Source organism: Streptomyces sp. NPDC032161 (assembly GCF_040636995.1).
In the GTDB taxonomy this organism is placed as follows: domain Bacteria; phylum Actinomycetota; class Actinomycetes; order Streptomycetales; family Streptomycetaceae; genus Streptomyces.
The window spans coordinates 26429-49370 of record NZ_JBEZVN010000018.1 but is presented as its reverse complement, the minus strand read 5'-3'; the positions used below and the strand labels follow the sequence as shown (position 1 = coordinate 49370).

Annotated in this window: 20 protein-coding genes; 12 read left to right on the top strand and 8 right to left on the bottom strand. The window is 72.0% G+C overall.

Translation table 11 applies throughout. The features are described 5' to 3' along the window. Positions 1-103 precede the first annotated feature (103 nt). Positions 104-1156, top strand: a complete 1053-nt coding sequence (locus tag AB0E67_RS25185; protein ID WP_362030743.1) for a chitinase — start codon at positions 104-106, stop codon at positions 1154-1156. A gap of 91 nt (positions 1157-1247) precedes the next feature. On the opposite strand, the gene AB0E67_RS25180 is transcribed toward AB0E67_RS25185, so the two are convergent. Next, positions 1248-2615, bottom strand: coding sequence for an FAD-dependent oxidoreductase (locus AB0E67_RS25180; protein ID WP_362030741.1), 1368 nt, complete (start codon positions 2613-2615; stop codon positions 1248-1250). Between the two features lie 260 nt (positions 2616-2875). Between AB0E67_RS25180 and AB0E67_RS25175 the strand changes: the two genes are divergently transcribed. The 7 genes from AB0E67_RS25175 to AB0E67_RS25145 all read left to right on the top strand — a co-directional run bounded on the left by AB0E67_RS25175 (position 2876) and on the right by AB0E67_RS25145 (position 11498). Next, positions 2876-4942 carry a SpoIIE family protein phosphatase gene (locus tag AB0E67_RS25175; protein ID WP_362030739.1) on the top strand — a complete coding sequence of 689 codons (2067 nt, stop codon included), beginning with the start codon at positions 2876-2878 and terminating at the stop codon, positions 4940-4942. Positions 4943-5198: 256 nt separating this feature from the next. Then, positions 5199-6587 carry a wax ester/triacylglycerol synthase family O-acyltransferase gene (locus AB0E67_RS25170; protein ID WP_362030737.1) on the top strand — a complete coding sequence of 463 codons (1389 nt, stop codon included), beginning with the start codon at positions 5199-5201 and terminating at the stop codon, positions 6585-6587. 97 nt (positions 6588-6684) lie between these two features. Beyond that, positions 6685-7545, top strand: coding sequence for a DNA-formamidopyrimidine glycosylase family protein (locus AB0E67_RS25165; protein ID WP_362030735.1), 861 nt, complete (start codon positions 6685-6687; stop codon positions 7543-7545). A 90-nt stretch (positions 7546-7635) separates the two neighbouring features. After that, complete coding sequence (locus tag AB0E67_RS25160; RefSeq protein WP_362030733.1) at positions 7636-8388, top strand: LytTR family DNA-binding domain-containing protein; 753 nt, start codon at positions 7636-7638, stop codon at positions 8386-8388. 64 nt (positions 8389-8452) lie between these two features. After that, complete coding sequence (locus tag AB0E67_RS25155) at positions 8453-8815, top strand: hypothetical protein (RefSeq protein WP_362030731.1); 363 nt, start codon at positions 8453-8455, stop codon at positions 8813-8815. Then, entirely contained in the window at positions 8812-10293 is a 1482-nt protein-coding gene (locus AB0E67_RS25150) for a cation acetate symporter (protein ID WP_362030729.1), read from the top strand. The genes AB0E67_RS25155 and AB0E67_RS25150 overlap by 4 nt, the downstream gene beginning before the upstream one ends. Continuing rightward, positions 10290-11498 (top strand): histidine kinase, encoded by a 1209-nt coding sequence (locus AB0E67_RS25145; protein ID WP_362030727.1) that lies wholly within the window; start codon positions 10290-10292, stop codon positions 11496-11498. Before AB0E67_RS25150 ends, AB0E67_RS25145 begins: the two co-directional genes overlap by 4 nt. 19 nt (positions 11499-11517) lie before the next feature. Here AB0E67_RS25145 and AB0E67_RS25140 read toward each other — a convergent pair whose 3' ends face one another. Next, positions 11518-12075: a hypothetical protein gene (locus tag AB0E67_RS25140; protein WP_362030725.1), complete on the bottom strand. Its 558-nt coding sequence runs from the start codon at positions 12073-12075 to the stop codon at positions 11518-11520. Positions 12076-12200: 125 nt separating this feature from the next. Here AB0E67_RS25140 and AB0E67_RS25135 point away from each other — a divergent pair, with 125 nt between their 5' ends. Beyond that, complete coding sequence (locus AB0E67_RS25135) at positions 12201-12398, top strand: zf-HC2 domain-containing protein (protein WP_362030723.1); 198 nt, start codon at positions 12201-12203, stop codon at positions 12396-12398. On the opposite strand, the gene AB0E67_RS25130 is transcribed toward AB0E67_RS25135, so the two are convergent. From AB0E67_RS25130 to AB0E67_RS25120, 3 genes are all read right to left on the bottom strand, one after another. Next, a complete protein-coding gene (locus tag AB0E67_RS25130) occupies positions 12347-12901 on the bottom strand; it encodes a sigma-70 family RNA polymerase sigma factor (protein WP_362030721.1) in 555 nt (184 codons plus the stop codon). The two genes, AB0E67_RS25135 and AB0E67_RS25130, sit on opposite strands and share 52 nt — an antisense overlap. Positions 12902-13170: 269 nt before the next feature. Beyond that, positions 13171-14628, bottom strand: coding sequence for an amino acid permease (locus AB0E67_RS25125; RefSeq protein WP_362030719.1), 1458 nt, complete (start codon positions 14626-14628; stop codon positions 13171-13173). Between the two features lie 109 nt (positions 14629-14737). Further along, the gene (locus AB0E67_RS25120; RefSeq protein ID WP_362030717.1) at positions 14738-15199 is read right to left on the bottom strand and encodes a universal stress protein; all 462 of its coding nucleotides are present in this window, start codon (positions 15197-15199) and stop codon (positions 14738-14740) included. A gap of 281 nt (positions 15200-15480) precedes the next feature. Between AB0E67_RS25120 and AB0E67_RS25115 the strand changes: the two genes are divergently transcribed. After that, entirely contained in the window at positions 15481-16323 is an 843-nt protein-coding gene (locus tag AB0E67_RS25115; protein ID WP_362030715.1) for a polysaccharide deacetylase family protein, read from the top strand. Positions 16324-16560: 237 nt separating this feature from the next. On the opposite strand, the gene AB0E67_RS25110 is transcribed toward AB0E67_RS25115, so the two are convergent. Both AB0E67_RS25110 and AB0E67_RS25105 read right to left on the bottom strand, forming a co-directional pair. Next, positions 16561-17328 (bottom strand): hypothetical protein, encoded by a 768-nt coding sequence (locus tag AB0E67_RS25110; protein WP_362030713.1) that lies wholly within the window; start codon positions 17326-17328, stop codon positions 16561-16563. Positions 17329-17345: 17 nt separating this feature from the next. Next, entirely contained in the window at positions 17346-17537 is a 192-nt protein-coding gene (locus AB0E67_RS25105; protein WP_362030711.1) for a hypothetical protein, read from the bottom strand. 1327 nt (positions 17538-18864) lie between these two features. On the opposite strand from AB0E67_RS25105, the gene AB0E67_RS25100 reads away from it, so the two are divergent. Continuing rightward, positions 18865-19683, top strand: coding sequence for an SAM-dependent methyltransferase (locus tag AB0E67_RS25100; RefSeq protein WP_362030709.1), 819 nt, complete (start codon positions 18865-18867; stop codon positions 19681-19683). Next, the gene (locus AB0E67_RS25095; protein ID WP_362030707.1) at positions 19680-21854 is read left to right on the top strand and encodes an EAL domain-containing protein; all 2175 of its coding nucleotides are present in this window, start codon (positions 19680-19682) and stop codon (positions 21852-21854) included. The genes AB0E67_RS25100 and AB0E67_RS25095 overlap by 4 nt, the downstream gene beginning before the upstream one ends. 125 nt (positions 21855-21979) lie before the next feature. Here AB0E67_RS25095 and AB0E67_RS25090 read toward each other — a convergent pair whose 3' ends face one another. Further along, positions 21980-22891 (bottom strand): LysR substrate-binding domain-containing protein, encoded by a 912-nt coding sequence (locus AB0E67_RS25090; RefSeq protein ID WP_362030705.1) that lies wholly within the window; start codon positions 22889-22891, stop codon positions 21980-21982. Between the last annotated feature and the right edge of the window lie 51 nt (positions 22892-22942).

Below are 22942 nucleotides of genomic sequence, written 5' to 3'. Positions count from 1 at the left end.
CTACGGTGAGCGCACCGTGGCGCGTGGAGCTCGCGGTCGATGCCTGTCGGGCGGTTGTCAGGATCATGACATTCACGTTCGATTCGTCCGGAAGGAAATGGAAATGAGCGGTCGGACATCGCGTCTGCTGGGGCTCGGCCTCGCGGTGGCAGGCGTCGTGCAGATGGTGGTCGGGGCGACGCCCGCCGCCGCGCAGGAGGACACCTGCGCGGTCAAGCCGAAGCCCGCGGGCAAGGTGCTCCAGGGGTACTGGGAGAACTGGGACGGCGCGGCCAACGGCGTGCACCCGCCCCTCGGCTGGATCCCGATCACCGACAGCCGCATCACGGCGCACGGCTACAACGTGATCAACGCGGCCTTCCCCGTCATCCGCTCGGACGGCACCGTGCTGTGGGAGGACGGCATGGACGCGACGGTCAAGGTCCCGACCCCGGCCGAGATGTGCCAGGCGAAGGCCTCGGGACTCACCACCCTGATGTCCATCGGCGGCGCGGCCGCCGGTATCGACCTCAGCTCCAGCGCGGTCGCCGACCGGTTCGTCGACACGGTCGTGCCGATCCTCAAGAAGTACAACTTCGACGGCATCGACATCGACATCGAGACCGGTCTGACCGGCAGCGGCAACATCAACCAGCTGTCCGCCTCGCAGGCCAACCTCATCCGCATCATCGACGGCGTGCTCGACCGGATGCCCCCGAACTTCGGCCTCACCATGGCCCCGGAGACCGCCTACGTCACCGGCGGGAGCGTCGTCTACGGATCGATCTGGGGCGCGTACCTGCCGATCATCAAGAAGTACGCGGACAACGGCCGCTTGTGGTGGCTGAACATGCAGTACTACAACGGCAGCATGTACGGGTGCTCGGGCGACTCGTACGCGGCGGGCACGGTCCAGGGGTTCACCGCCCAGACCGACTGCCTGGACAAGGGTCTCGTTGTCCAGGGCACCACCATCAAGGTGCCCCGCGACAAGCAGGTTCCAGGACTCCCGGCCCAACCGGGAGCCGGCGGCGGGCACTTGACACCAGGTCAGGTCGGGCAGGCGTGGAACCACTACGGCAACGGACTGAAGGGCCTGATGACCTGGTCGCTCAACTGGGACGGCTCCAGGAACTGGACCTTCGGCGACAACGTCAAGGCTCTCCAGGGCCGTTGAGCGCGCCATGAGCCGGGCGGCTCCGCCGAGACGGACGGAGCCGCCCCTCGCCATGCCGTACGGAGCCGTCCGTACGGAGCCGTCCGTACGGTCAGGGCCGGGGCTCGGAGGCGTCCAGCATGGCCTCCCGCTCCACCACCTTGATCCGCTCGCGCCCCTGCGCCGCGCCCAGCGCCTGCTCGTGCGCGTCCAGGCGGTGCCAGCCCTCACGGGTGGTCCAGCGGACGCCGCGCTCCTCCAGGAAGGCGGTGACGGCAGCCGGGTCGGGGCTCGCCGGGGCCGGCAGCCGGCCGGACGCGTGGTCCTCCAGCAGGCAGGCGACCGTCTCGTTGGCGTCGCCCTTGGTGTGGCCGATCAGGCCGACCGGGCCACGCTTGATCCACCCCGTGACGTACACCGAGCTCATCGGCTCCTCGCCCTCGACGACGCGGCCCGCGACGTGCGGGACGGTGCCGGAGACCACGTCGAACGGGAGCTTGGGAAGCTCGCGCGAGTAGTAGCCGACCGCGCGGTAGACACTCTGCACGTCCCAGTCGGTGAAGCGGCCGGTGCCCCTGACGTTCCCCGTGCCGTCCAGCTCGGTCCGCTCGGTGCGCAGACCGACGACGCGGCCGTCCTCGCCGAGGATCTCCACCGGGGACTCGAAGAAGTGCAGGAAGATCTTGTGCGGGCGGTCGCCCACGTCGCGGATGGCCCAGTTCTCCAGCGTGGAGGCGACCATGTTGGCCTGCTTGTTGGCGCGCCGGGTCTCGACCGACCCCTGGTCGTACTCGATGTCCTCGGGGGCGACGACGACCTCGATGTTCGGCGAGTGGTCCAGCTCCCGCAGCTCCATCGGGCTGAACTTGGCCTGTGCGGGGCCGCGTCGGCCGAAGACGTGCACCTCCAGGGCCTTGTTGGCCCGGAGCCCGTCGTGGACGTTCGCGGGTATCTCGGTCGGCAGCAGTTCGTCCGCCGTCTTGGCGAGGACGCGTGCCACGTCCAGGGCCACGTTGCCGACCCCGAGCACGGCGACCTTCTCCGCCTCCAGGGGCCAGGTGCGCGGCACGTCGGGATGCCCGTCGTACCAGGAGACGAAGTCGGCCGCGCCGTGGGAGCCCTCCAGGGTGCTGCCCGGGATGTCGAGCGCGCGGTCCCGGTCGGCACCGGTGGAGAAGATCACCGCGTCGTAGAACGTCCGCAGGTCGTCCAGGCCGATGTCGGAGGGGTAGTCGACGTTGCCGAACAGGCGCAGCTGCGGCTTGTCGAGCACCTGGTGCAGTGCCTGCACGATGCCCTTGATCCGCGGGTGGTCGGGGGCCACCCCGTAGCGGATCAGGCCGAAGGGGGCGGGCATCCGCTCGAACAGGTCGATCGACACCCCCGGGTCCTGTGCGGCGTCGGATTTCAGCAGCGCGTCCGCCGCGTAGATTCCGGCGGGGCCGGCTCCGACTATGGCGACGCGGACGGGGCGGGTCATGGAGTGCAGGTCCTTAGAACGGGTGACGCGGGCAGTGCGGCGCAGGCACAGGTAAGGCTGGACTTACCGTGCTCCACGGAACACGGTAACCGCTTCTGACCTGCGGCCTCGCGTCGGGCCGCGCTGCGCGCCGGCCGACGCGGGGGCGTCCGTGGCCCGGGGGCGGGGATGAGCCGGGGGCCGGGCGGCGCGCTCCGGACTCGCCCGGCGGCACCGGCGTTCGCTCGAACAATCGGACAAATGATGGCAGAGTGACGGTCATGGATGATCGGGTAGCGGGTGCCCTGTCACTCCCGGACGACTGGCCCGCCCACCCGGATCTCAGTCTCGCCCTGAACCGAATGGGCAGCTTCGACTGGGACCTCGACAGTGGCCTCATGCACATGGACCGGCCCGCACTCGACGTGTTCGATCTGCGGGCCGAGGAATACGACGACCGGCCGGAGTCGCTCGCGGCCCGGGTGCCGCCGGACGAGGGCGTGCGCCTGGACGCCATGGTCGCGCAGGCGCTCAAGAGCGGGCGGAGCAATTACGGCGCGTACTTCCGGTTGCAGCGGCGTGACGGGACCCTGCGCTGGACCCACACCCAGGGCTTCATCCGGCGCGACGCGTCGGGCCGCCCCCGGCGCATCATCGGCATCGTCCGTGACGCGACCCAGGAACTGGCCGACTCCACCGCCCGCCACGAACTCGACCAGGAGCGCCGACGGCGCACCAGCCTGGTGGACGGGGCCACGGCCGCGCTCGCCCACGCCCGCACGGTCCGTGACGTGATCGAGGTCCTGAAGAACTCGCAGGGGCTGGCGCACCTCGGCGCTACCAGCCTGGTCGTGGGGCTGATCGAGGCCGGGCGCATCCACCTGGTCGCGGACGGCCCGGAGGGCTCGTTCGTCCCCGGCACCCGGTACACCCGCACGGACGAGCCGTACCCGATGAGCGAGGTGGTGAGCACGCTCGCGCCCCGCTTCATCGAGTCCGCGGCGGACTTCGCCGAGTCGTACCCGATCCTCTGGCCCCACATCAGCCACCTCGGCATCACGTCCGCCGCCTATCTGCCACTGATCGCCCAGGCCCGGCCCATCGGCGCCCTCGGGCTGCTCTACAGCGAGAAGGACGGTTTCACCGCCGACGAGCGCAATCTGCTGGTCGCGCTCGGCAGCTCCATCGCCCAGAGTCTCCAGCGGGCCATGCTCTACGAGCAGGAGCACGATCTGGCCGAGGGGCTCCAGCAGGCGATGCTGCCGCGCCGGATCCCGGAGGTGCCCGGGGCGCAGGTCGCCGTGCGCTACCGATCGGCCCGGCTGGGCCGGGACATCGGGGGCGACTGGTACGACGTCATCCCGCTGCCCGGCGGCCGGGTCGGCGCCGTCATCGGGGACGTCCAGGGGCACGACACGCATGCCGCGGCCGTCATGGGACAGCTGCGCATCGTGCTGCGGGCGTACGCCGCCGAGGGACACAGCCCGGCCACGGTCATGGCCCGCGCCTCCGTCTTCCTCCACGAACTCGACACGGACCGCTTCGCGACGTGCACCTACGCCGAGGTGGACCTGACCACCGGGGTGGTGCAGCTGGTCCGGGCCGGGCACGTCGATCCACTCGTGCGCGACACCGACGGCGACTGCCGCAGACTGCCCGCGGAGGGCGGGCTGCCGCTGGGGCTCTCCGCGGAGTTCGGGCGGCTCGAATACCCGGTCGGCACGATGGAGCTGGACCCGGGGCAGACACTGGTGCTCTTCACCGACGGGCTGGTGGAGCTGCCCGGCGCCGACCTCGACGAGGGCATGCAACTGCTGACGTCCATGGTGCGCGACGGTCCGCGTGACCTGCAGAAGCTGGCCGACCGGCTCTGCGAGGAGGTCGACGACCGCGGTGGCGAGGACGACGTGGCAGTGCTGCTGCTGGGCCGCAAGGCCGCCCACGCGCCCCAGCCGGGCGGCCGGCTCCAGCAGCACGTCGCCCAGGGCGATCCGGAGGCGCTGAGCGCCGCGCGGCACATGATCCGCGCCGCCGTGCGGGCCTGGGGGGCCCGGGTGCGGGCCGACGAGGTCGAGTTGGCCGCCGACGAGCTGATGACCAACGCCCTGATACACACGGACGGCGGGGCCATCGTGACGATCCGGGTGCTCACCGGCCCCGAGCGGCGCCTGCGGATCGACGTCGAGGACCGGTCCAGCGCGCTGCCCCGCCGCCGCGACGCGGGGGAGACCGGGGTCTCCGGCCGGGGGCTGATGCTCGTGGACCGGCTCACCGACCTCTGGGGCGTGGAGTCGCGCGGCACCGGAAAGTGCGTGTGGTGCGAATTCGTGATTCCGGGGCGCGACTGACCGCCGATCAGGCGCTACCCGACAGTAGCTGAGCGCGATGGGCTATTGAGTGATCGTGAGTGATCGGAGGCGACCGACCGGTTTCGTCGGTTTCCGTCCGATGGCTCGCGCCGCTCCGTTCCGACCGTCGGGCGGCGTTCGTCCGTTCCTCGCCCTTCTGTGTCTTCTTCGCCTCTTCCACTCCTTTCACCTCCTTTCACCTCCTTTCCTTCTTTCCTTTCCTTCTTTCCTTCGACTTCGACGACCTGGGGACGCGGTGGGTACTGAGCTGCTGGCACCTCTCGATCTGGCCTTCTGGCACCTGGAGTCCGATGCCCACCCCATGCACCTGGGCGCGCTCGCCGTCTTCTCACCGGCGTCCGGCACGGCGCGCGCCGATGCCGACGCCGTCCTGGAGCTGCTGCACACCCGCGCCGCCGCGATCCCCCGGCTGCGGATGCGGGTCAGGGACGTACTGCTGCCGGTCGGCGGCGCGGCCTGGTTCGTCGACAAGGACTTCGACGTACGCCGGCACATCGAGCGGGTGCGGCTGACCGGGCAGGAGGCGCTGGGCGGGCACGCCGGGTTCATGGTGGGCGCCACCCGGCTCGCCGGCGAGCTGATGGAACGGCCGCTGGAGCGGGGCCGTCCGCCGTGGCGGATGTACGTGATCGGCGGAGCGGACGGCGGCCCGTTCGCCGTCCTCGTCAAGCTCCATCACGCGCTCGCCGACGGAATGCGCGCGGTCGCCATCGGCGCCGGGATCTTCGACGAGATCGCCCCCCTTGCCGGACGCGCCCCGGGCGTCCCGCCGTCCGTCCGGGCGCGCGCGGTGCCGCCCCGCTCCTGGATGCCGGGCCCGCGCCAGGTGGCCGGCCTGGCCCTGGGCCGGATCGAGGATCTCGGCCGGGCGTTCGGCGTCGGCGCCTCCGTGGTGCGGGCCAGCCGACTGGACCTTCGGGGCGCGCCCGCGCTCACCGCGCGATCCAGCGGCACCCGGCGGCTGGCCACCGCGGACCTGGACCTCGCCGCCGTCCGGCGGATCCGCCGGGCCGCCGGGGGCACGGTCAACGACGTCCTGCTCGCGGTGGTCGCCGGGGCACTGCGCCGCTGGATGCGGGAACGGGGCGAGACACCGCCCGTCGACGACCCCCGCGCCCTGGTCCCCGTCTCCCGGCGCAGACCCGGCCAGCCCGCCGCGACCGGGAACAGGCTCTCCGCCTACCTGCTCGCCCTCCCCGTCGGCGAACCCGACCCCCGGCTACGGCTGCACCGCGTGCGCACGGCCATGGACCGCAACAAGGCCGCCGGGCCGCTGCGCGGGGCCGGCGCCGTCGCCGTGCTCGCCGACCAACTGCCCTCGCTGGCCCATCGCTTCGGCGCACCGATCGCGGGCAGCGCGGCCCGGATGCTCTTCGACCTGCTGGTCACCAGCGTGCCGCTGCCGCGCTCGGCCCTCTCGCTCGGCGGCTGCCCGCTGCGCGCCGTCTACCCGATGGCGCCGCTGGCCCGCGGCCAGGCCCTCGCCGTCGCGCTCTCCACGTACGGGGGCAGGGTGCACGTCGGCCTGGTGGCCGACGGCAAGGCGCTGCCCGATCTGGACCGGCTCGCGCACTGCGCCGACGAGGAGGTGGCGGAACTGCTCGCCCTGCTGCCGGTGCCCTGACCGGTCGCCCGGGCCGTGGCCCGGACGGGCGCACGGCCTCCGGCGGGCGGACGGCCCCTGACGGGCGTACGGGCCACGCTTCCGGCACCCTGGAACCATGCCCGAACTGCCGGAGGTCGAAGCGCTGCGGATCTTCCTCGACGACCGCCTGGTCGGCAGGGAGATCGACCGCGTCCTGCCCCTCGCCGTCAGTGTCCTCAAGACGTACGACCCGCCGCTCGCGGCCCTGCACGGAACGACGGTCACCGGCACCGCCCGGCACGGCAAGTTCCTGGACGTCCGGGCGGGAACGCTGCACCTGATCATCCATCTCGCCCGGGCCGGCTGGCTGCGATGGCGGGACGGTTTCCCCGCAGCCCCGCCCCGCCCCGGCAGGGGGCCGCTCGCGCTGCGCACCGTCCTCACCGGCGGCGACGGCTTCGACCTCACCGAGGCGGGCACCACCAAACGCCTCGCCGTGCACCTGGTGCACGAACCCACCGAGGTCCCCGGCATCGCCCGCCTCGGCCCCGACCCGCTCGACGACGCCTTCGACCGCGACACGTTCGCCGCGCTGCTCGCCGGGGAGAACCGCCGGATCAAGGGGGCCCTGCGCGACCAGTCCCTGATCGCCGGCATCGGCAACGCCTACAGCGACGAGATCCTGCACGCCGCGAAGATGTCGCCGTACAAGCCCACCACCGGTCTCAGCGAGGACGAGATCACCCGGCTCCACACCGTGCTGCGCGACACGCTCCGCGACGCGGTCGCACGCTCCGGCGGGCTGACGGCCGGAGAACTCAAGGCCGAGAAGAAGATCGGGATGCGCGTCCACGGACGCACCGGCGAGGCGTGCCCCGTCTGCGGGGACACCATCCGCGAGGTGTCGTTCAGCGACTCCTCGCTCCAGTACTGCCCGACCTGCCAGACCGGCGGCCGGCCACTGGCCGACCGCAGACTCTCCCGGCTCCTCAAGTAGCCCGCTCACCCCGGCGGCCGACAGCCCGCCGGAAGGGCCGTCGGCGGCAGAGCCCGGCCCGTGACCCCGGACACGTTCTACACTCCGCCCATGCTGCGCGTACTCGCCGTCGACGACGAAGAACCCGCACTGGAGGAACTCCTCTACCTCCTGCGCGCCGATCCCCGCGTCCGCAGCGCCGAGGGCGCGTCGGGCGCCACCGAGGCGCTGCGCCGCATCGGGGCCGCCGTCGACGCCGGCCCCGACGACCCCGCCGCCATCGACGTCGTCTTCCTCGACATCCACATGGCCGGACTCACCGGTCTCGACGTCGCCCAGCTGCTGGCCGGGTTCGCCGCGCCCCCGCTCATCGTCTTCGTCACCGCCCACGAGGGCTTCGCCGTCCAGGCGTTCGACCTCAAGGCCGTCGACTACGTCCTCAAACCCGTCCGGCGCGAACGCCTCGCGGAGGCGGTCCGCCGCGTCGCCGAGCAGGTGGGCGACCGCTCCGCACCCGTGCTCGACACCGCGGGCGACCAGATACCCGTGGAACTCGGCGGGGTGATCCGGTTCGTGCCGATCGACGACATCGCCTACGCCGAGGCCCAGGGCGACTACGCCCGGCTGCACACCGCCACCGGCAGCCACCTCGTCCGCGTCCCCCTCACCACCCTGGAGGAACGCTGGCGCCCGCGCGGTTTCGTGCGCATCCACCGCCGCCACCTCGTGGCACTGGGCCGGATCGACGAACTCCGGCTCGACGCGGGCAGCATGAGCGTGCGCATCGGCACCGCGGAACTCGCCGTGAGCCGCCGCCACAGCCGTGCGCTGCGCGATCTGCTGATGCGCCGGACCGACCGCTGACCAGGGGCGACCCGGACGTCACCCCCTTCCCAGGGCCGTCCCGCGCTGCGTACACTCCGGGCCCATGTCCGCAGAGCCAACACCCCGGCGCGAAGTGGTGACGGGGGAGCCCCGACGGGTGCGACCGCTGCCGCGCTACCGCACCCAGTCGGAGATCGACGAACAGACCGCACTCGGCGGCGCGTACGTCCGATCGCTGATGCGCAGTCAGCTTCGGGCCGGGCTCACCGTGTTCGTGGTCCTCGCCGTCGTCGTCGGCACCCTGCCCCTGGTCTTCGAGGCCCTGCGCGGCGACGCCCCCGTCTGGGCCGTGCTCGGCTTCGCCGCCTACCCGCCGCTCACCCTGGCCGCCTGGTGGTACGTACGGCGGGCCGAGCGCAACGAACGCGACTTCGCCCGGCTCGTGGAAGGCCGCCCCGCGCAGTGAGCCGTACGTACGCGGTGACGGCCGTCGCCGTCGTCGTCGCCGCGACCGTCCTCGTCGGCGGCTTCGGTCTGCGCATCTCCCGCACCACCTCCGACTTCTACGTCGCCTCGCGCACCGTACGGCCCCGCCTCAACGCCGCCGCGATCAGCGGCGAATACCTCTCCGCCGCCTCCTTCCTGGGCATCGCCGGCCTGGTGCTCGTGCACGGGCCCGACATGCTCTGGTACCCGGTCGGATACACCGCGGGCTATCTGGTCCTGCTCGTCTTCGTCGCCGCGCCCCTGCGCCGCTCCGGGGCCTACACGCTGCCCGACTTCGCCGAAGGACGGCTGGAGTCGCGGCAGGTGCGCCGGCTGGTGAGCGTCTTCGTCGTGGCCGCGGGCTGGCTGTACCTGGTGCCGCAGCTCCAGGGCGCCGGGCTCACTCTGAAGATCCTCACCGGGGCGCCCGGCCGGCTCGGCGACGTCCTCGTCGCGGCGGTCGTCGTCATCGCCGTCGCCGCGGGCGGCATGCGATCCATCACCTTCGTCCAGGCTTTCCAGTACTGGCTCAAGCTGACCGCGCTCCTCGTCCCCGCGATCTTCCTGGTCCTCGCCTGGCAGGGCGACGGCCGGCCCAGCGTCTCCTTCGACGACCAGCTCCCGGTCTTCCGCGCCGACCACCCGCTGTACGCCACCTACGGGCTGATCCTCGCCACGTTCCTCGGCACCATGGGCCTGCCCCACGTCGTCGTCCGCTTCTACACCAGCCCCAACGGGCGGGACGCCCGCCGCACGACCGTCGCCGTCCTCGCGCTCATCGGCGTCTTCTACCTCCTGCCACCGGTCTACGGGGCACTGGGCAGGCTCTACGCCCCCGACCTCGTCCGCGGCGGGGACGCGGACGCCGCCGTGCTGCTGCTGCCCGGGCGGCTCATCGGCGGGGTCGGAGGGGATCTGCTCGGAGCGCTCGTCGCGGGCGGCGCCTTCGCCGCGTTCCTGTCGACCGCGTCCGGCCTCACCATGGCCGTCGCCGGGGTCATCACCCAGGACGTGCTCCCCACCCGGGGCGTACGGCACTTCCGGCTGGCCACCGTGCTCGCCATGTCCGTGCCGCTGGCCGGTTCACTGCTGGTCAGCCGGGTGCCGGTGGCCGACTCGGTGGCCATGGCGTTCGCCGTCTCCGCCTCCTCCTTCTGCCCGTTGCTCGTCCTCGGCATCTGGTGGCGGCGGCTCACCCCGCCCGGCGCGATCGCCGGACTGCTGCTCGGCGGCGGCTCCGCCTTCCTGGCCGTCGCCATCACCGTCAGCGGCGCGGTGCGCCCGCCCGGCTGGACGCACGCCCTGCTCGCCTGGCCCGCCGTCTGGTCGGTACCGGTCGGATTCCTCGCCATGGTCCTGGTGTCCCTGGCCACGCCTGGCCGGATACCGCCCGGCACGAACGCCGCCATGACCCGCTTCCACCTGCCGGAGGCACTGACCTCGGGGAGACACCGATGACCGGGGCCGGATACGCCGTGCTCGTCGTGCTGGCCCTTCTGTTGCCCACCGCCGGATTCCTGCTCGGCCGCCGTGCAGCCCGCACCGTCCGTCCCAGCGACGTGGGAACCCCCGTCGAGCACGCCACCTTCGAGACCCTGCACACCGCCTCCCTCGCCGCGCCCCCGCTGCGCGCCGGGCTCACCGAGGAGAGCGCCCGCAAGGCCGCCCGCAGGCTCCGTTCCCTGCTCGGCACCGACGCGCTCTGCCTCACCGACCGCGACCGCGTCCTCGTCTGGGACGGTGCGGGCGAGCACCACGGCCGGCACGTCATGGAGCGGGTGCGGGGCCTGCTCGACAGCGGACGCGGCACCGCCTTCCCGAGCCAGTGCGACGATCTCGACTGCCCCCTGAGCTGGGCCGTCGCCGTCCCCCTCACCGTCGACCACCGGGTCCTCGGCACCCTGGTCGCCTACGCCCCGCGCGAGTCCGCCGTCCTCGCGAGGGCCGCCGGGGAAGTGGCCCGCTGGGTCTGCGTCCAGCTCGAACTCGCCGAACTGGACCGATCCCGCACGCGTCTCATCGAGGCCGAGATCAGGGCGCTGCGGGCCCAGATCTCCCCGCACTTCATCTTCAACTCCCTGGCCGCCATCGCCTCGTTCGTCCGCACCGATCCCGAGAAGGCCCGCGAACTCCTCCTGGAGTTCGCCGACTTCACCCGCTACTCGTTCCGCAGCAACGGCGACTTCACCACCCTCGCCGACGAACTGCACTCCATCGACCAGTACCTCGCGCTCGTCCGGGCCCGGTTCGGCGAACGGCTCTCGGTCACCCTCCAGGTCGCCCCCGAGGTGCTGCCGGTCGCGCTGCCGTTCCTCTGTCTCCAGCCCCTGGTCGAGAACGCCGTCAAGCACGGCCTCGAAGGAGCCGCCGACCGGGGCGGCGAGGAGACCCCGACCCACATCACCATCCGCGCGCTCGACGCCGGATCCGAGGCCGAGGTCGTCATCGAGGACGACGGCGCCGGAATGGACCCGGAGCGCCTGCGCCGCATCCTGCGCGGCGAGGGCGGCAGGTCCACGGGTGTCGGTCTGCCGAACGTCGACGAACGGCTGCGCCAGGTGTACGGCGACGACTACGGGCTCGTCATCGAGACGGGCGTCGGCGCCGGGATGAAGATCACGGCACGGCTGCCGAAGTACCGTGCGGGCGTGCACGGTTCCTGATCACCGGACGGGGGGGCGGTCAGTGGAGATGGATGGCCAGATGCCCCAGCGGCAGGCCCAGCTGCCAGGCCGGGATCCACACCCGGGCCCTCTCCTCGGTCTCCTCCGTGCCGTCGGCCGGGTCCGGGAGCGGCGGGCCGATCGCGTCGAGGTCGGCGGCGAGCAGTTCGGTCTCCTCCAGCCACCGCCAGGCCGCGCTGGCCAGCGCCACGTCCGGGGCCGTGCCGCCCACCGGCCCCGACGCCGACTCCCGTGCGTCGAGCCGTTCCCGGACCCAGTCACGCCAGGCCGTGCCGTACGCCGTCAGCAGCCGCAGTTCGTCCATCCGCGCCGTGGGCAGCACTCCTGCCGTTCCGTCGTCGGGAGGACGGAGGCCGGGGCCGCGGATGCCGGAGAGGAAGACCGTGAGCGCGAGGGCGGCGCGGCCCGCCCGGTACTCCAGCGTGCCGGGCTCCATCAGATCGCCGGCCCGCAGCAGTTCGTCCGCGACGTACTCGGCGCACATCCAGGCCATCGGGACCAGCAGCCCGCCCCCGCCGGTTCCGTCACTGGTTCCGTCCTGACGTTCCGGGCGCATCCCGTCTCGCCTCTTTCCGTTCTCGGCAACGGGCTTCACGGAGCATTGAACCGGCGCGGCGCGGCCCGCGTGGCCAGAAGCACAGGATCCGTCACGAACGGACCCGCCCACGATCCGAGGACGCGATGACCGCAGATCCCCGCGAGAGCCCGCACGTGCGGCGACTGCTCGGTGCCTACGTCCTCGACGCGCTCGCCGTCGACGAGACGGGCACGGTCACCCGCCACCTGCGGACCTGCGACGCCTGCGCCGCCGACCACGTGGAGATCGCTCAGGCCGCCTCGCTGCTCGCGCTGCTGACCGGGGACGATCTGCCGGAGTAGCCCGGCAGGCTGCGGGAGAGCCGGCGCAGCGCGTAGTAGGACCGCGACTTGACCGTGCCCGCCGGAATGCCGAGGACCTCCGCCGTCTCGTCGACGCTCAGCCCGCGGAAGTACATCTGGACGAGGACCGCGCGGTGCTCCGGGCTGAGCGCGCGCACCGCCTCGCGCACGTCCAGCGCCGCGACCGTGGCTTCGGCGGTGTCGTGCTCGCCCGCGGTGGCCTCCAGCACCACGTCGCTGACCTCGGCGGGCCGGGCCTGCCTGGACCGCCGCGCGTCGATCGCGAGGCGCCGGGCGACGGTGAACAGCCAGGGCCGCATCGACGCGTAGGGGGCGTCGAGGGCCTCCGGATGCTGCCAGGCCCGCACCAGCGTCTCCTGGAGCAGGTCCTCCGCCCGCTGCCGGTCGCCGAAGGTCAGCCCGAGCAGGAAGCGGAACAGGGCGGGGCCGTGCTCCCGCTGGAGATCCGCGAGGGCCCGCTCGTCCGTCGTCATGGTGGTCATCGTGAACGCCCTTCCCCGCGCCGGCCCTGCCGTTTCGTTGTCGACGGGCGTATCCGAACGCATCGGGGCGCCCGGGAACAGGCGACGGGCGGTGTCGTGCGACGAGCGGTCGCACAGTGCGGCGAATGGTGCGGTGAACGGTCCGGCGGACGGCGGGCGGGCGACGGACGGTCGGCGGCCCGCCGTCCGACTTCGAACGGATGTCCGGTAAATCCGGTGGTCCGGGGTGATCCCGTACGGACGCTCCCAGCCGTCCGAGGCGTGTTCGCCTACGGGCGCTCCCGGTCCGGCCGGCCCGTGCCCGCCCCCGGCGTCCTCGCCATCTCCGACTTCCGGTACGAGTAGCCGAAGTAGATCACCAGACCCACCAGGAACCACACGAGGAACCGCACCCAGGTCTGCCACTGCAGGAACGTGATCAGCCAGAGGGAGAACACCACGCCGAGGGCCGGAACGAACGGCATACCGGGGGTGCGGAACGTACGCGGCAGTTCGGGACGCCTGTACCGCAGCACGATCACCGCGACGCACACCACGACGAACGCCAGCAGGATGCCGATGTTCGTCAGCTCGGCGGCCTCGCCGATCGGCAGGAACCCGGCGATCACGGCCGACGCCCCGCCGACGATCCAGGTCACCCGGGTCGGCACGTGCCGGGTCGGATGGGTCTTGGCGAACCACTTCGGCAGCAGTCCGTCACGGCTCATCGAGAACCACACCCGCGTCACCCCGAGCATGAAGGTGAACATCACCGTGAGGATGCCGATGATCGCGCCCACCGCGATCACATCCGCGAGACTGCTCAGCCCCACCGACTTGAACGCGGAGGAGAAGCCCGACTCGGGGTCGATGTCCTTGTAGCTCTGCATGCCCGTCAGCACCAGGCACGCCGCCACGTACAGCACCATCGAGATGGCCAGCGAGTACAGGATCGCCTTCGGCATGTGCCGCTGGGCGTCCTTGGACTCCTCGGCGGCGGTCGACATGGCGTCGTAGCCGAACACCGCGAAGAAGACCGTGGCCGCCCCGGTGAAGACACCGCTCACCCCGAACGGGAAGAACGGACGGTAGTTGGCCGCGCTGACGTGGAACACGCCGACGCCGATGACGAGCAGGACGACGAGGACCTTCAGCGCGACCACGACGGTCTCGAAGCGGGCCGCGTTCTTGATGCCGAGGGTCAGGAGGTATGCCACGAGCAGACAGAGCAGCGCGGCGAACAGGTCCACCCGGTGGCCGTCCCCGGTGCCGGGCGCTCCCAGCATCCACGCCGGCAGCTTCAGCCCCGTCTCACCGAGCAGGAAGCCGAAGTAGCCGGAGATGCCGATCGCCACCACCGAGACGATCGCCGTGTACTCCAGCAGCAGGTCCCAGCCGATGAACCAGCCGACCAGCTCACCGAGCACCGCGTAGCCGTAGGTGTACGCGGACCCGGCCCTCGGGATCAGGCCCGCGAACTCCGCGTAGCTGAACGCGGCGGCGGCGCTCGCCACGCCGGCGATCAGGAAGGAGACCAGCACCGCGGGCCCGGCGGTGCCGTTCGCGACGGTACCGGCGAGCGTGAAGATGCCCGCGCCGATGATGCCGCCCACGCCGATCGCCGTGAGCTGCCACAGACCGAGTGATCTGCTGAGCCGGGTGGTGGCGTCCCCCGTCGGCGCCTTCTCGTCGATCTGCTCGATCGGCTTGCGGCGCAGCACGCCCTCGCCCACTCGCAGCCCGGCCATGAGTCACCTCTCCGCTGACGGATGTCGCTGACGGGCGCTCATGATGGCCCAGGCGACGTCCGTTCGAAAGACGGCGTGCCGTCGGGCCGGGGCGGTGAGCCCGCGACTGTCACGGGACCACCGTGACGGGCCAACGCCCCGCCTTCACCAGCCGGACGGCCACCGAACCGATGAACCGGTGACCGGCCGACTCCGAGGCGCCCACCACGACCGCGTCCGCCTTCAGCTCGTTCGCCGCCGTCACGAGACCGTTGTAGGGATCCCCGCGGAAGGTATGGAACTCCCATCGCACGTCCCATACGTCCTTCATTCGTTCGGTGGCCTCCCGGATCTCGTGGGCCAGCCCCTCCGCGACCTCCTCGGTCGCGTCGGTGACCGGTGCGCCCAGCGCGGCTCCCGCCGGGAACACGGGCTGGACGTAGACGAGGGCGAGCACGGCTCCCTGTCGACGGGCGAGCCCCGCCGCGTAGGCCGCGGCACGCATCGAGGAATCGGACCCGTCGAGTCCGGCGACGATCACTTTCGGTCCATCTGTGCCACGTTCGAACCCATGGCGCTGCTGGTCTGTCACGGCAGCGAGGCTATCCGCTCCGGCCTCGGGTGCCGGGAGCGGGCGGGTGTACGGCCACGGGCCGTGGCGAGGGCCCGTGGGGCGCCCCGGGGCCGGATGCGAAGCGTCCCGGACACGATGCGGAGGCCGGCGGGAGTGGCCGGATCCGCGACCGGTGCGGCGGCGGTCGCTTCGGGCCGGGACTCCGCTCGTGCCGCAGGCATGCCCCCCATCAGGTGCAAAACAGACGGCGGCCGGTGTCGCTGATCGGCGCGGGGCGGCGGACGTGCGAGCAGTTGGTCATGAAGAATGATCAGAGGATGCCGGGGCGCAGGGCACTGCTGCGGCTGGCCGCCGGACTGGGCACCGCCGGTGCCGTGCGCGTGATCGCCGCGGACCCGGCCGACACGCCGGTCCGGCCGCCCGCGCCGGAGCGGGCGGGTGCCGCCGGTCCTTCCTCGGCCCTGCGAGAGGCGCACTCCTCCTACCGCCTGGCACCCATGATCGCAGGTGCCCCACCCCACTTCCGCCCGGCGGCGCCCCCGGTCCGCACCCGGCCCTTCGAACACCTGCCGGAGCTGGGGCGCGCCATGGTGCTCACCTTCGACGACGGCCCCGACCCGCGCTACACCCCGAGCATCCTCGCCGCCTTGCGCGAACACGATGTCCGCGCGATGTTCTTCGTCTGCGGCGAGACGGCCGACGAGCACCGGGACCTGGTACGGGCGATCGCCGAGGACGGGCACACCGTCGGGAACCACTCCTGGACGCATCCCCTGGTCACCCGGCTGTCCCGGGCCGGGGTGCGCGACGAACTCGGCCGTACGAGCGAGGTGATCGAGAAGGCCACCGGCACCCCGCCGGGCTGGTACCGGGCCCCGTACGGGGCGTGGAACCGGAACTCCTTCGAGATCGGCGCCGAGCTCGGCATGGAGCCGATGGCCTGGGCCGTCGACACGCTCGACTGGACCGAGCCAGGAGCCGGAACCATCGTCCGCAGGGTCCGCGACGGGGCGGCGCCCGGCGCCGTGGTGCTGTCGCACGACGCGGGCGGCGACCGTTCGCAGAGTGTGTCGGCATTGCGCCGCTATCTGCCGGAACTGCTCGACCACGGCTACCGGATCACGGTGCCGCGCCGCCGGTGACCGCCGGGGGCCGGGCACTGTCGTCGGACCGCCGCCTGTCGTGCGCCGTCCGGTGCGCACGTTCGCGAAGTCGTCGGCGTCGTCCTCGTGCATCCGGTACGAGGACGATCCTCCGCCTTGCGATCAATGGGGTCTCCCCTGTTCGAGCGAAGCCGAGAACTCGGGGAAGCACCGGACGCCGTCCGGCCCGGCCCCGGCCCGAACGACGGCAGTGCGACCGCATTCCAGCGGCAGGGCCTAAGTGCCCGCCGCGCCGGGGAACAGGTCGAGGAACGGTTCCGCGGTGGCCGAGATGCCCCGGCCGAAGGGGGTGTCGAAGTCCCAGATCAGGAAGAGCAGAAAAGCGATCAGGGCGCTGAAGAGGCCGGCCAGCAACAGTTCGCGGGGGGTCCTGCGGATCTGCAGCGTGAAGATCAGCCCGACGGTCACCAGCGCGCCGATGACGAGACCGAACCAGACCACGCCGGGCATGGTCGCGCCCGCGCTCTGCCCGCGTGCGCCGCGCGCGTCGTCGACCGCGGCGACCCGGTCGACCAATGGCTGGTAGGACTCCGCCTCGTGGTCGTTCGTCGGCCGGTAGTCGGTGACGTCGGCGCGCACCCGGTCGAGCAGGCGGGTGCCCTCGGCATCGAGGGAGCCTTGCTCGGCCATCGTCCGCCACTCGTGATGGACGACGTGGGCGACATAGGCGTCGACGTCGGCGCGGATGCGCTTGCGGACCTCGGCCGGGTACACCGAGGAGCGCGCGCTCACCTCGTGCAGCGCCTGGGCCTCCTGGCGAACGTATTCCTGGGCGGCGCTGCGGCCCTCCCAGACGCCGGCGATCGCGAGGCCCAGCACGATCGCGTAGACCACGCCGATCATCATCACCATGTACTCGATGACGTCGGGGGTCTGGGACGGGTCGTCGTCCGCCGCGACCCGGCGGTTGTTGAGCACGGCGATGGTCAGGACCACGGCGCTGACCGCGACCATGGCGAGAGCGAGAACGAGCCATTCCGACATGGATGTCTCTCCGGAGGTCATCGGGAGCGGGGGCGCAGCACGGCGACGGCGAACACCGCGGGGGCCGTGATCAGCAGGGTCAGGGTGATCAGGGAGGGGCCGTGCCGCGGGACCTTGCGGGACGGCCCGCGATAGTCCGGGTACGCCACGGGCCGGGGCGCGGCCGGTGCGGGACGTGCGGAGGGGGCGGGCGACAGGGAGGGCGGCACGGCTTGTGGTCCGGGTCGTGAGGGTTCGGGACGGGGCGGTGCGGAACGCGGCGGTGTGGCTGGTTCCGGGGTCGGCGCGGGGGCCGGCGGCGGTGACGGGGGAGGCGACGGCGGTGACGGGGGAGGCGACGGCGGACGCGGTGGCGCGGGCCTCGGGGGCGGTGGTGGTGGCGGGCTCGTCCGACAGGGGCCGCCGCCCGCCACGGCGACGGCCGAAGTCCCGCCGTCCTCGCCGAGGGTGACGTACGCGCAGCTGTCCGCTCCCGCGGGTACCGGGGCGGACAACAGCCAGAGGAGCACCGCGGCGGAAACCGACCGGGCTATGAATGATCCGTACACGAGCGGGAGCATGTTCCCGCCGCTCGCGCGGCACGCGGTGAAGGAGCCGGAATTCCCCTGATGGTGGGACATGGCGCCGGAGCGCTTGCGGCGCCGGGGAATTCTCTGAACAACGCGGGACCGAAGGGGACTTGGCGCCGCACTCACGCGTCCGGCGCGGGCGCCGGGCGGTCCCCGACCGCGTTCACGGCGGAGCCGCTGGGATACCATTCGGCTGCGATGCGGCCGGGAGGCCCGTGCCGCGTTGCGATGGTGACCGCGCGAAGACGGGGCAGGGGATTTCGAGGAGCGCGCCGGTGCCTCGACGGTGGGGCCCGTCGGAGGGTCCGGGCCGCGCGCGAGGGCCGGTTTCACGGTCGAAGCCGAAGGTCCGTTCGGTCCGAACCCGGCCGCCTTCCCGGGCATTTGCCCCGCGACCGACCGGAACTCGAAGTCGTGACCGCGGGACGGGTGCGGCATGGTGCGCCCACCGGTTCGAGAAGGAAGCGGTCCGCGGCCACGTCGGTGCCGAGTGTGCCCGCGGTGATGGCCGGTCGTTGCCCTCGTGGTAAAAGGGAGAGGGAAAGGCTCCGCCGGTAAGGGATTTGCCGTCTCCATTCGGTCCGGGGAACGGATGGAACCGTTCGCCACTATGGTCCGTACCTGTTCCCGACCGTCAGGTCTGTACCTTTTTCGGTGATGTGACTACGTGATGGCGCCGGGCCCGGTAAACGTCGGCGAACGTGTACGGGAGGCGGATGGCGTACACCCCCTCGGACCTTTCCTCCGGCGGGCGGTTGCCCATCGGGCAGCGGTACTTCACGATGGCGGAGGACCCCGCGAATGTCACGCGCAGCGACGGAGCGGTTGCACATGCCACTGGTGTGTGACCAATAACGGACGGCTAATTTCCGTTTCCGCTCGCTCTCTTGGCGGTCGATCAGTAGCCTCTGGTCCACACTGACCATGAACATGGCCGGATCGCCGTGGCGACTTGTTGGAGACATCGATGGAGCGTCCCGCCTGGGCACCGCAAGGCATAGACATTTCGGTGCCGAGCGTGTCCCGCATGTACGACTTCTATCTGGGCGGATCGCACAATTTCGAGGTGGACCGGGAAGCGGCTCGCAAGGCCATGGAGTTCATGCCGGGGCTCCCCAAGATCATGCAGGCGAATCGAGCCTTTATGCGCAGGGCGGTGCGATACGCGGTGGGCGAGGGCATCACCCAGTTCCTGGACATCGGATCCGGAATACCGACTTTCGGCAATGTGCACGAAGTCGCCCAGGCGGCCGATCCGGAGGCCCGGGTGGCATATGTCGATCACGATCCCGTTGCGGTCGCGCACAGTCAGGCCGTACTCGAGGGAAACGAACGGGCGGTGGTCGCCGCCGCCGACCTCCGCCGCCCGCGGGAGATCGTGAAGAGCGCGGAGATCACCCAACTGCTCGATCTGGAGCGCCCGGTGGCCCTGCTGCTCGTCGCCGTACTCCACTTCATCCAGGATTCCGACGAGCCGCAGGCCGCGGTCGCCGAACTGCGCGAGGCACTCGCCCCAGGCAGTCTTGTCGTCATCACCCACGCCTCGTACGAGGGAATACCGCTCAGCAAGGAGCGGGCGGGCGCCGCCGTCGGTGTCTACGAGGACATCCGCAGCCCGCTGATCATGCGGTCCCGGGACGAGGTCGCCCAGTTCTTCGAGGGGTACGAGATGGTCGAGCCGGGACTCGTGGCGATGCCGAACTGGCGGCCCGACAACCCAGCGGCGCCGGAGCAGGAAGATCCGTTCGCCTTCTCGGGCTTCGGCGGAGTGGGACGCAAGGCGTGAGCATCCCCGCCCAGTCGTCCGGAACGTCCGCCACGCAGGCCGACGGTGCCGAGGACCGGCTCCGCAGATTCGCCACGATCTGGAGCCGGGCCATCTTCCCCTCGACGGCCACCTCCCTGACGCGCACGGAGTTCGAACAGCATCTGTTGCCGCTGGCCCGCACGCTCAGCGACATCCTGCACGCGCGCCCCTTCGACGCGGCGCCCGCGGGCGCGGTGGGCGGCGCCCTCGTCGCCGTCCACTGCACGGACCCGGACGCGCTCAGCAGCACGCTCGGCGTCATCGACTCGTACCTGGTGCTCTACTGCGGCGGCAGCGGCGCGACCGCCCTGCCCATCGAGGACGCACGGGCCCGCTGCTCCCGCATCCAGCACGCCGTCGCAGGCGGATTCACCCAGGCGCTGCGCGAGCGGACCCTGGCCGAGCAGGAGGCCATCGCCCGCTCGGCGCTCGCCGCCCGCACCCAGGCCGAACAGGCCCTGCACGCCACCCAGGCACGCTTCCGGGCCGTGTTCGACGACGCCGCCATCGGCATCGGGATCGCGGACCTGGACGGCAATGTGCTGGAGGTCAACGACACCCTCACCCGCATGTTCGGCGGGCTCGAACACCATGTGCTCAGCCGCCGCGTCGACGAGTGGGTGCACCCCGAGGACTCGCCGCAGGTGTGGAAGTACCACGGGGAGCTGGTACGCGGCGAGCGCGAGCACTTCCGGGTCGAGAAGCCGTTCTACCGCAACGACGGCACGGTGCTGTGGACCAATCTGACGGTGTCGCTGCTGCGGGACGCCGAAGGCAGGCCCGAGTACCAGCTGGCGCTGATGGAGGACACCACCGAGCGCCGGCTGCTCAACCTGCGGCTGCGCTACGAGGCCACCCACGACGCGCTCACTGGCCTGCCCAACCGGACGCTGTTCTTCGAACGGCTGGAGAAGGCGCTGGGCGCCGAGGACGGCAGCCGCTTCGGGCTCTGCTACCTCGACCTGGACGGCTTCAAGGCGGTCAACGACAGCCTGGGGCACGCGGCGGGGGACCGGCTGCTGGTCGAGGTGGCCGACCGGCTGCAGAGCTGCGCCACCGCGCCCGGCGAGATGGTGGCCCGGCTCGGCGGCGACGAGTTCGTGGCGCTGACCACCGGACCCGACACCCAGAAGGAGGTCGACGAACTCGCCTGCCGCATCCTGGGCGCGCTCGCCGTCCCCGTCCGGCTGGACGGCCGCGAGCTGACCGTGCGCGGATCCATCGGGATCGTGGAGGGGCCGGCCCGGGAACGGGGCGCCGCGGAGGTGCTGCGCAGCGCCGACATCACGATGTACCGGGCCAAGTCCGCGGGCGGCAACCGCTTCGAGCTCGCCGACGCAGAGGCCGACGCCCGCGCCATCACCCGGCACGGGCTGACCACCGCCCTGCCCGCGGCCCTGGAACGCGGCGAGTTCTTCATCGAGTACCAGCCGCTCGTGCATCTGGGCGACGGCACGGTGCACGGGGCGGAGGCCCTGGTGCGCTGGTGCCATCCGCAGCACGGAGTGCTCGGTCCGGACCGGTTCATCCCGCTCGCGGAGCACACCGGCCTGATCGTGCCGCTCGGCCGCTGGGTGCTGGAGGAGTCCGTGCGCCAGGCCAACTTCTGGCAGGAGCGGCACAGCGACGGCGGCCCGCTGCGGATCAACGTCAATGTCTCGCCGACCCAGCTGCACCATCCGCGTCTGGTCGCCGAGACCGTCGACGTGCTGGAGCGGTCGGGGCTGGAACCCCGGGCGCTGTGCCTGGAGGTCACCGAGTCCGCGCTCATCGGGGCCGACGACGACCTGCTCAAGCCGCTGCGTCAACTGGCTGACATGGGCGTGGACATAGCCCTCGACGACTTCGGCACGGGCTACTCGAACCTGGCGAACCTGCGCAGGCTCCCGGTCAGCGTGCTCAAGCTGGACCGTTCCTTCACGCAGGGGATGCAGCGGCACCCGGCGGACCCGGTCGACCTGAAGATCGTCGAGGGGATCGTCTCGCTGGCGCACAGCCTCGACCTCGCGGTCACGGTGGAGGGCGTGGAGACCGGGGCGCAGGCCGAGCAGCTGCGGAACCTGGGCTGCGACACGGCCCAGGGCTGGTACTACGCGCGGCCCGGCGCTCCGGACCGGATCCACTCGCTGCTGCTGGCCGACGCGGTGTGAGCGGGGCGGCCGGCGGACGTCCACCGGGTGGCGAGGGACACGAGGCGGCCCGGGACCGGAGGTGCCGTCGGCCCCGCGCAGAGCTGTCGGGTGACCTTCGATCGGTCAGGGCACCCGACGGGCTCTCAGCCGTCGGAGGGGTCGGACGCACCCGTCCGGCTGGCCAGCAGCACCCTCTGCAGCTCGCGGGCCGCGCGCGGCGGCGCCACGTCGCTGCGGTGCGCCAGCGCGATCGTGCGCCGCAGCCCCGGGCGGGCCAGCGGGGTCGTCCGCAGCCCGTGCCCGGCCCGGCCGGCGACCATGCTCGGCACCACCGCGATCCCCAGCCCCGCCCGGACGAAGCCGAGCACCGCGTCCATCTCCCCGCCCTCCACCGTGAACGAGGGCTCGAAGCCCTCCGCCCGGCAGGCCGCGACCGTCAGCTCGCGCAGGTCGTAGCCGTGCCGGAACATCACCAGGGGCTCGCCCTGGAGGTCGGAGATCGCCACGCTCCCGCCCCGGCCGGGCCGCGGCGCGTGCGCCGACGACACCACGACCAGGTCCTCCCGGAGCAGCTCGACCGTGGTGAGCGCGGGCGACGAGGCGGGCAGCGGCAGCACCACCAGGGCGAGATCGAGTGCGCCGCGGGCCAGCTCTCGCACCAGGTCCAGCGAGCCGCCCTCCTCCAGGAGCAGCCGGATGCCCGGGTGCCGGTCGTGGAAGGCGCGCAGCACGTCGGGGAGCAGACCCGTGCAGAGGCTCGGCGTCGCGCCCAGCCGCACCCGGCCCCGCCGGAGCTGGGCCAGCTCCTGCACCTCGTGGCGCGCGGTGTCGGCGTCCGCCAGGATGCGGCGGGCCAGCGGAAGCAGCGCCTCGCCCGCGTCGGTGAGCGTGATGTTGCCGCGGGCCCGGCTGAACAGCTCCGCCCCCAGCTCGGTCTCCAGCGCCCGGATCTGCTGGGAGAGCGAGGGCTGCGAGACGTGCACCGCCTCGGCGGCACGCGTGAAGTGCAGGGTCTCGGCGACCGCCACGAAATACACCAGCTGCTGGAACTGCATGGACGCACCTTAACCGCCATCAATAGCCACAGCCTATGAAGATGAGCTGCT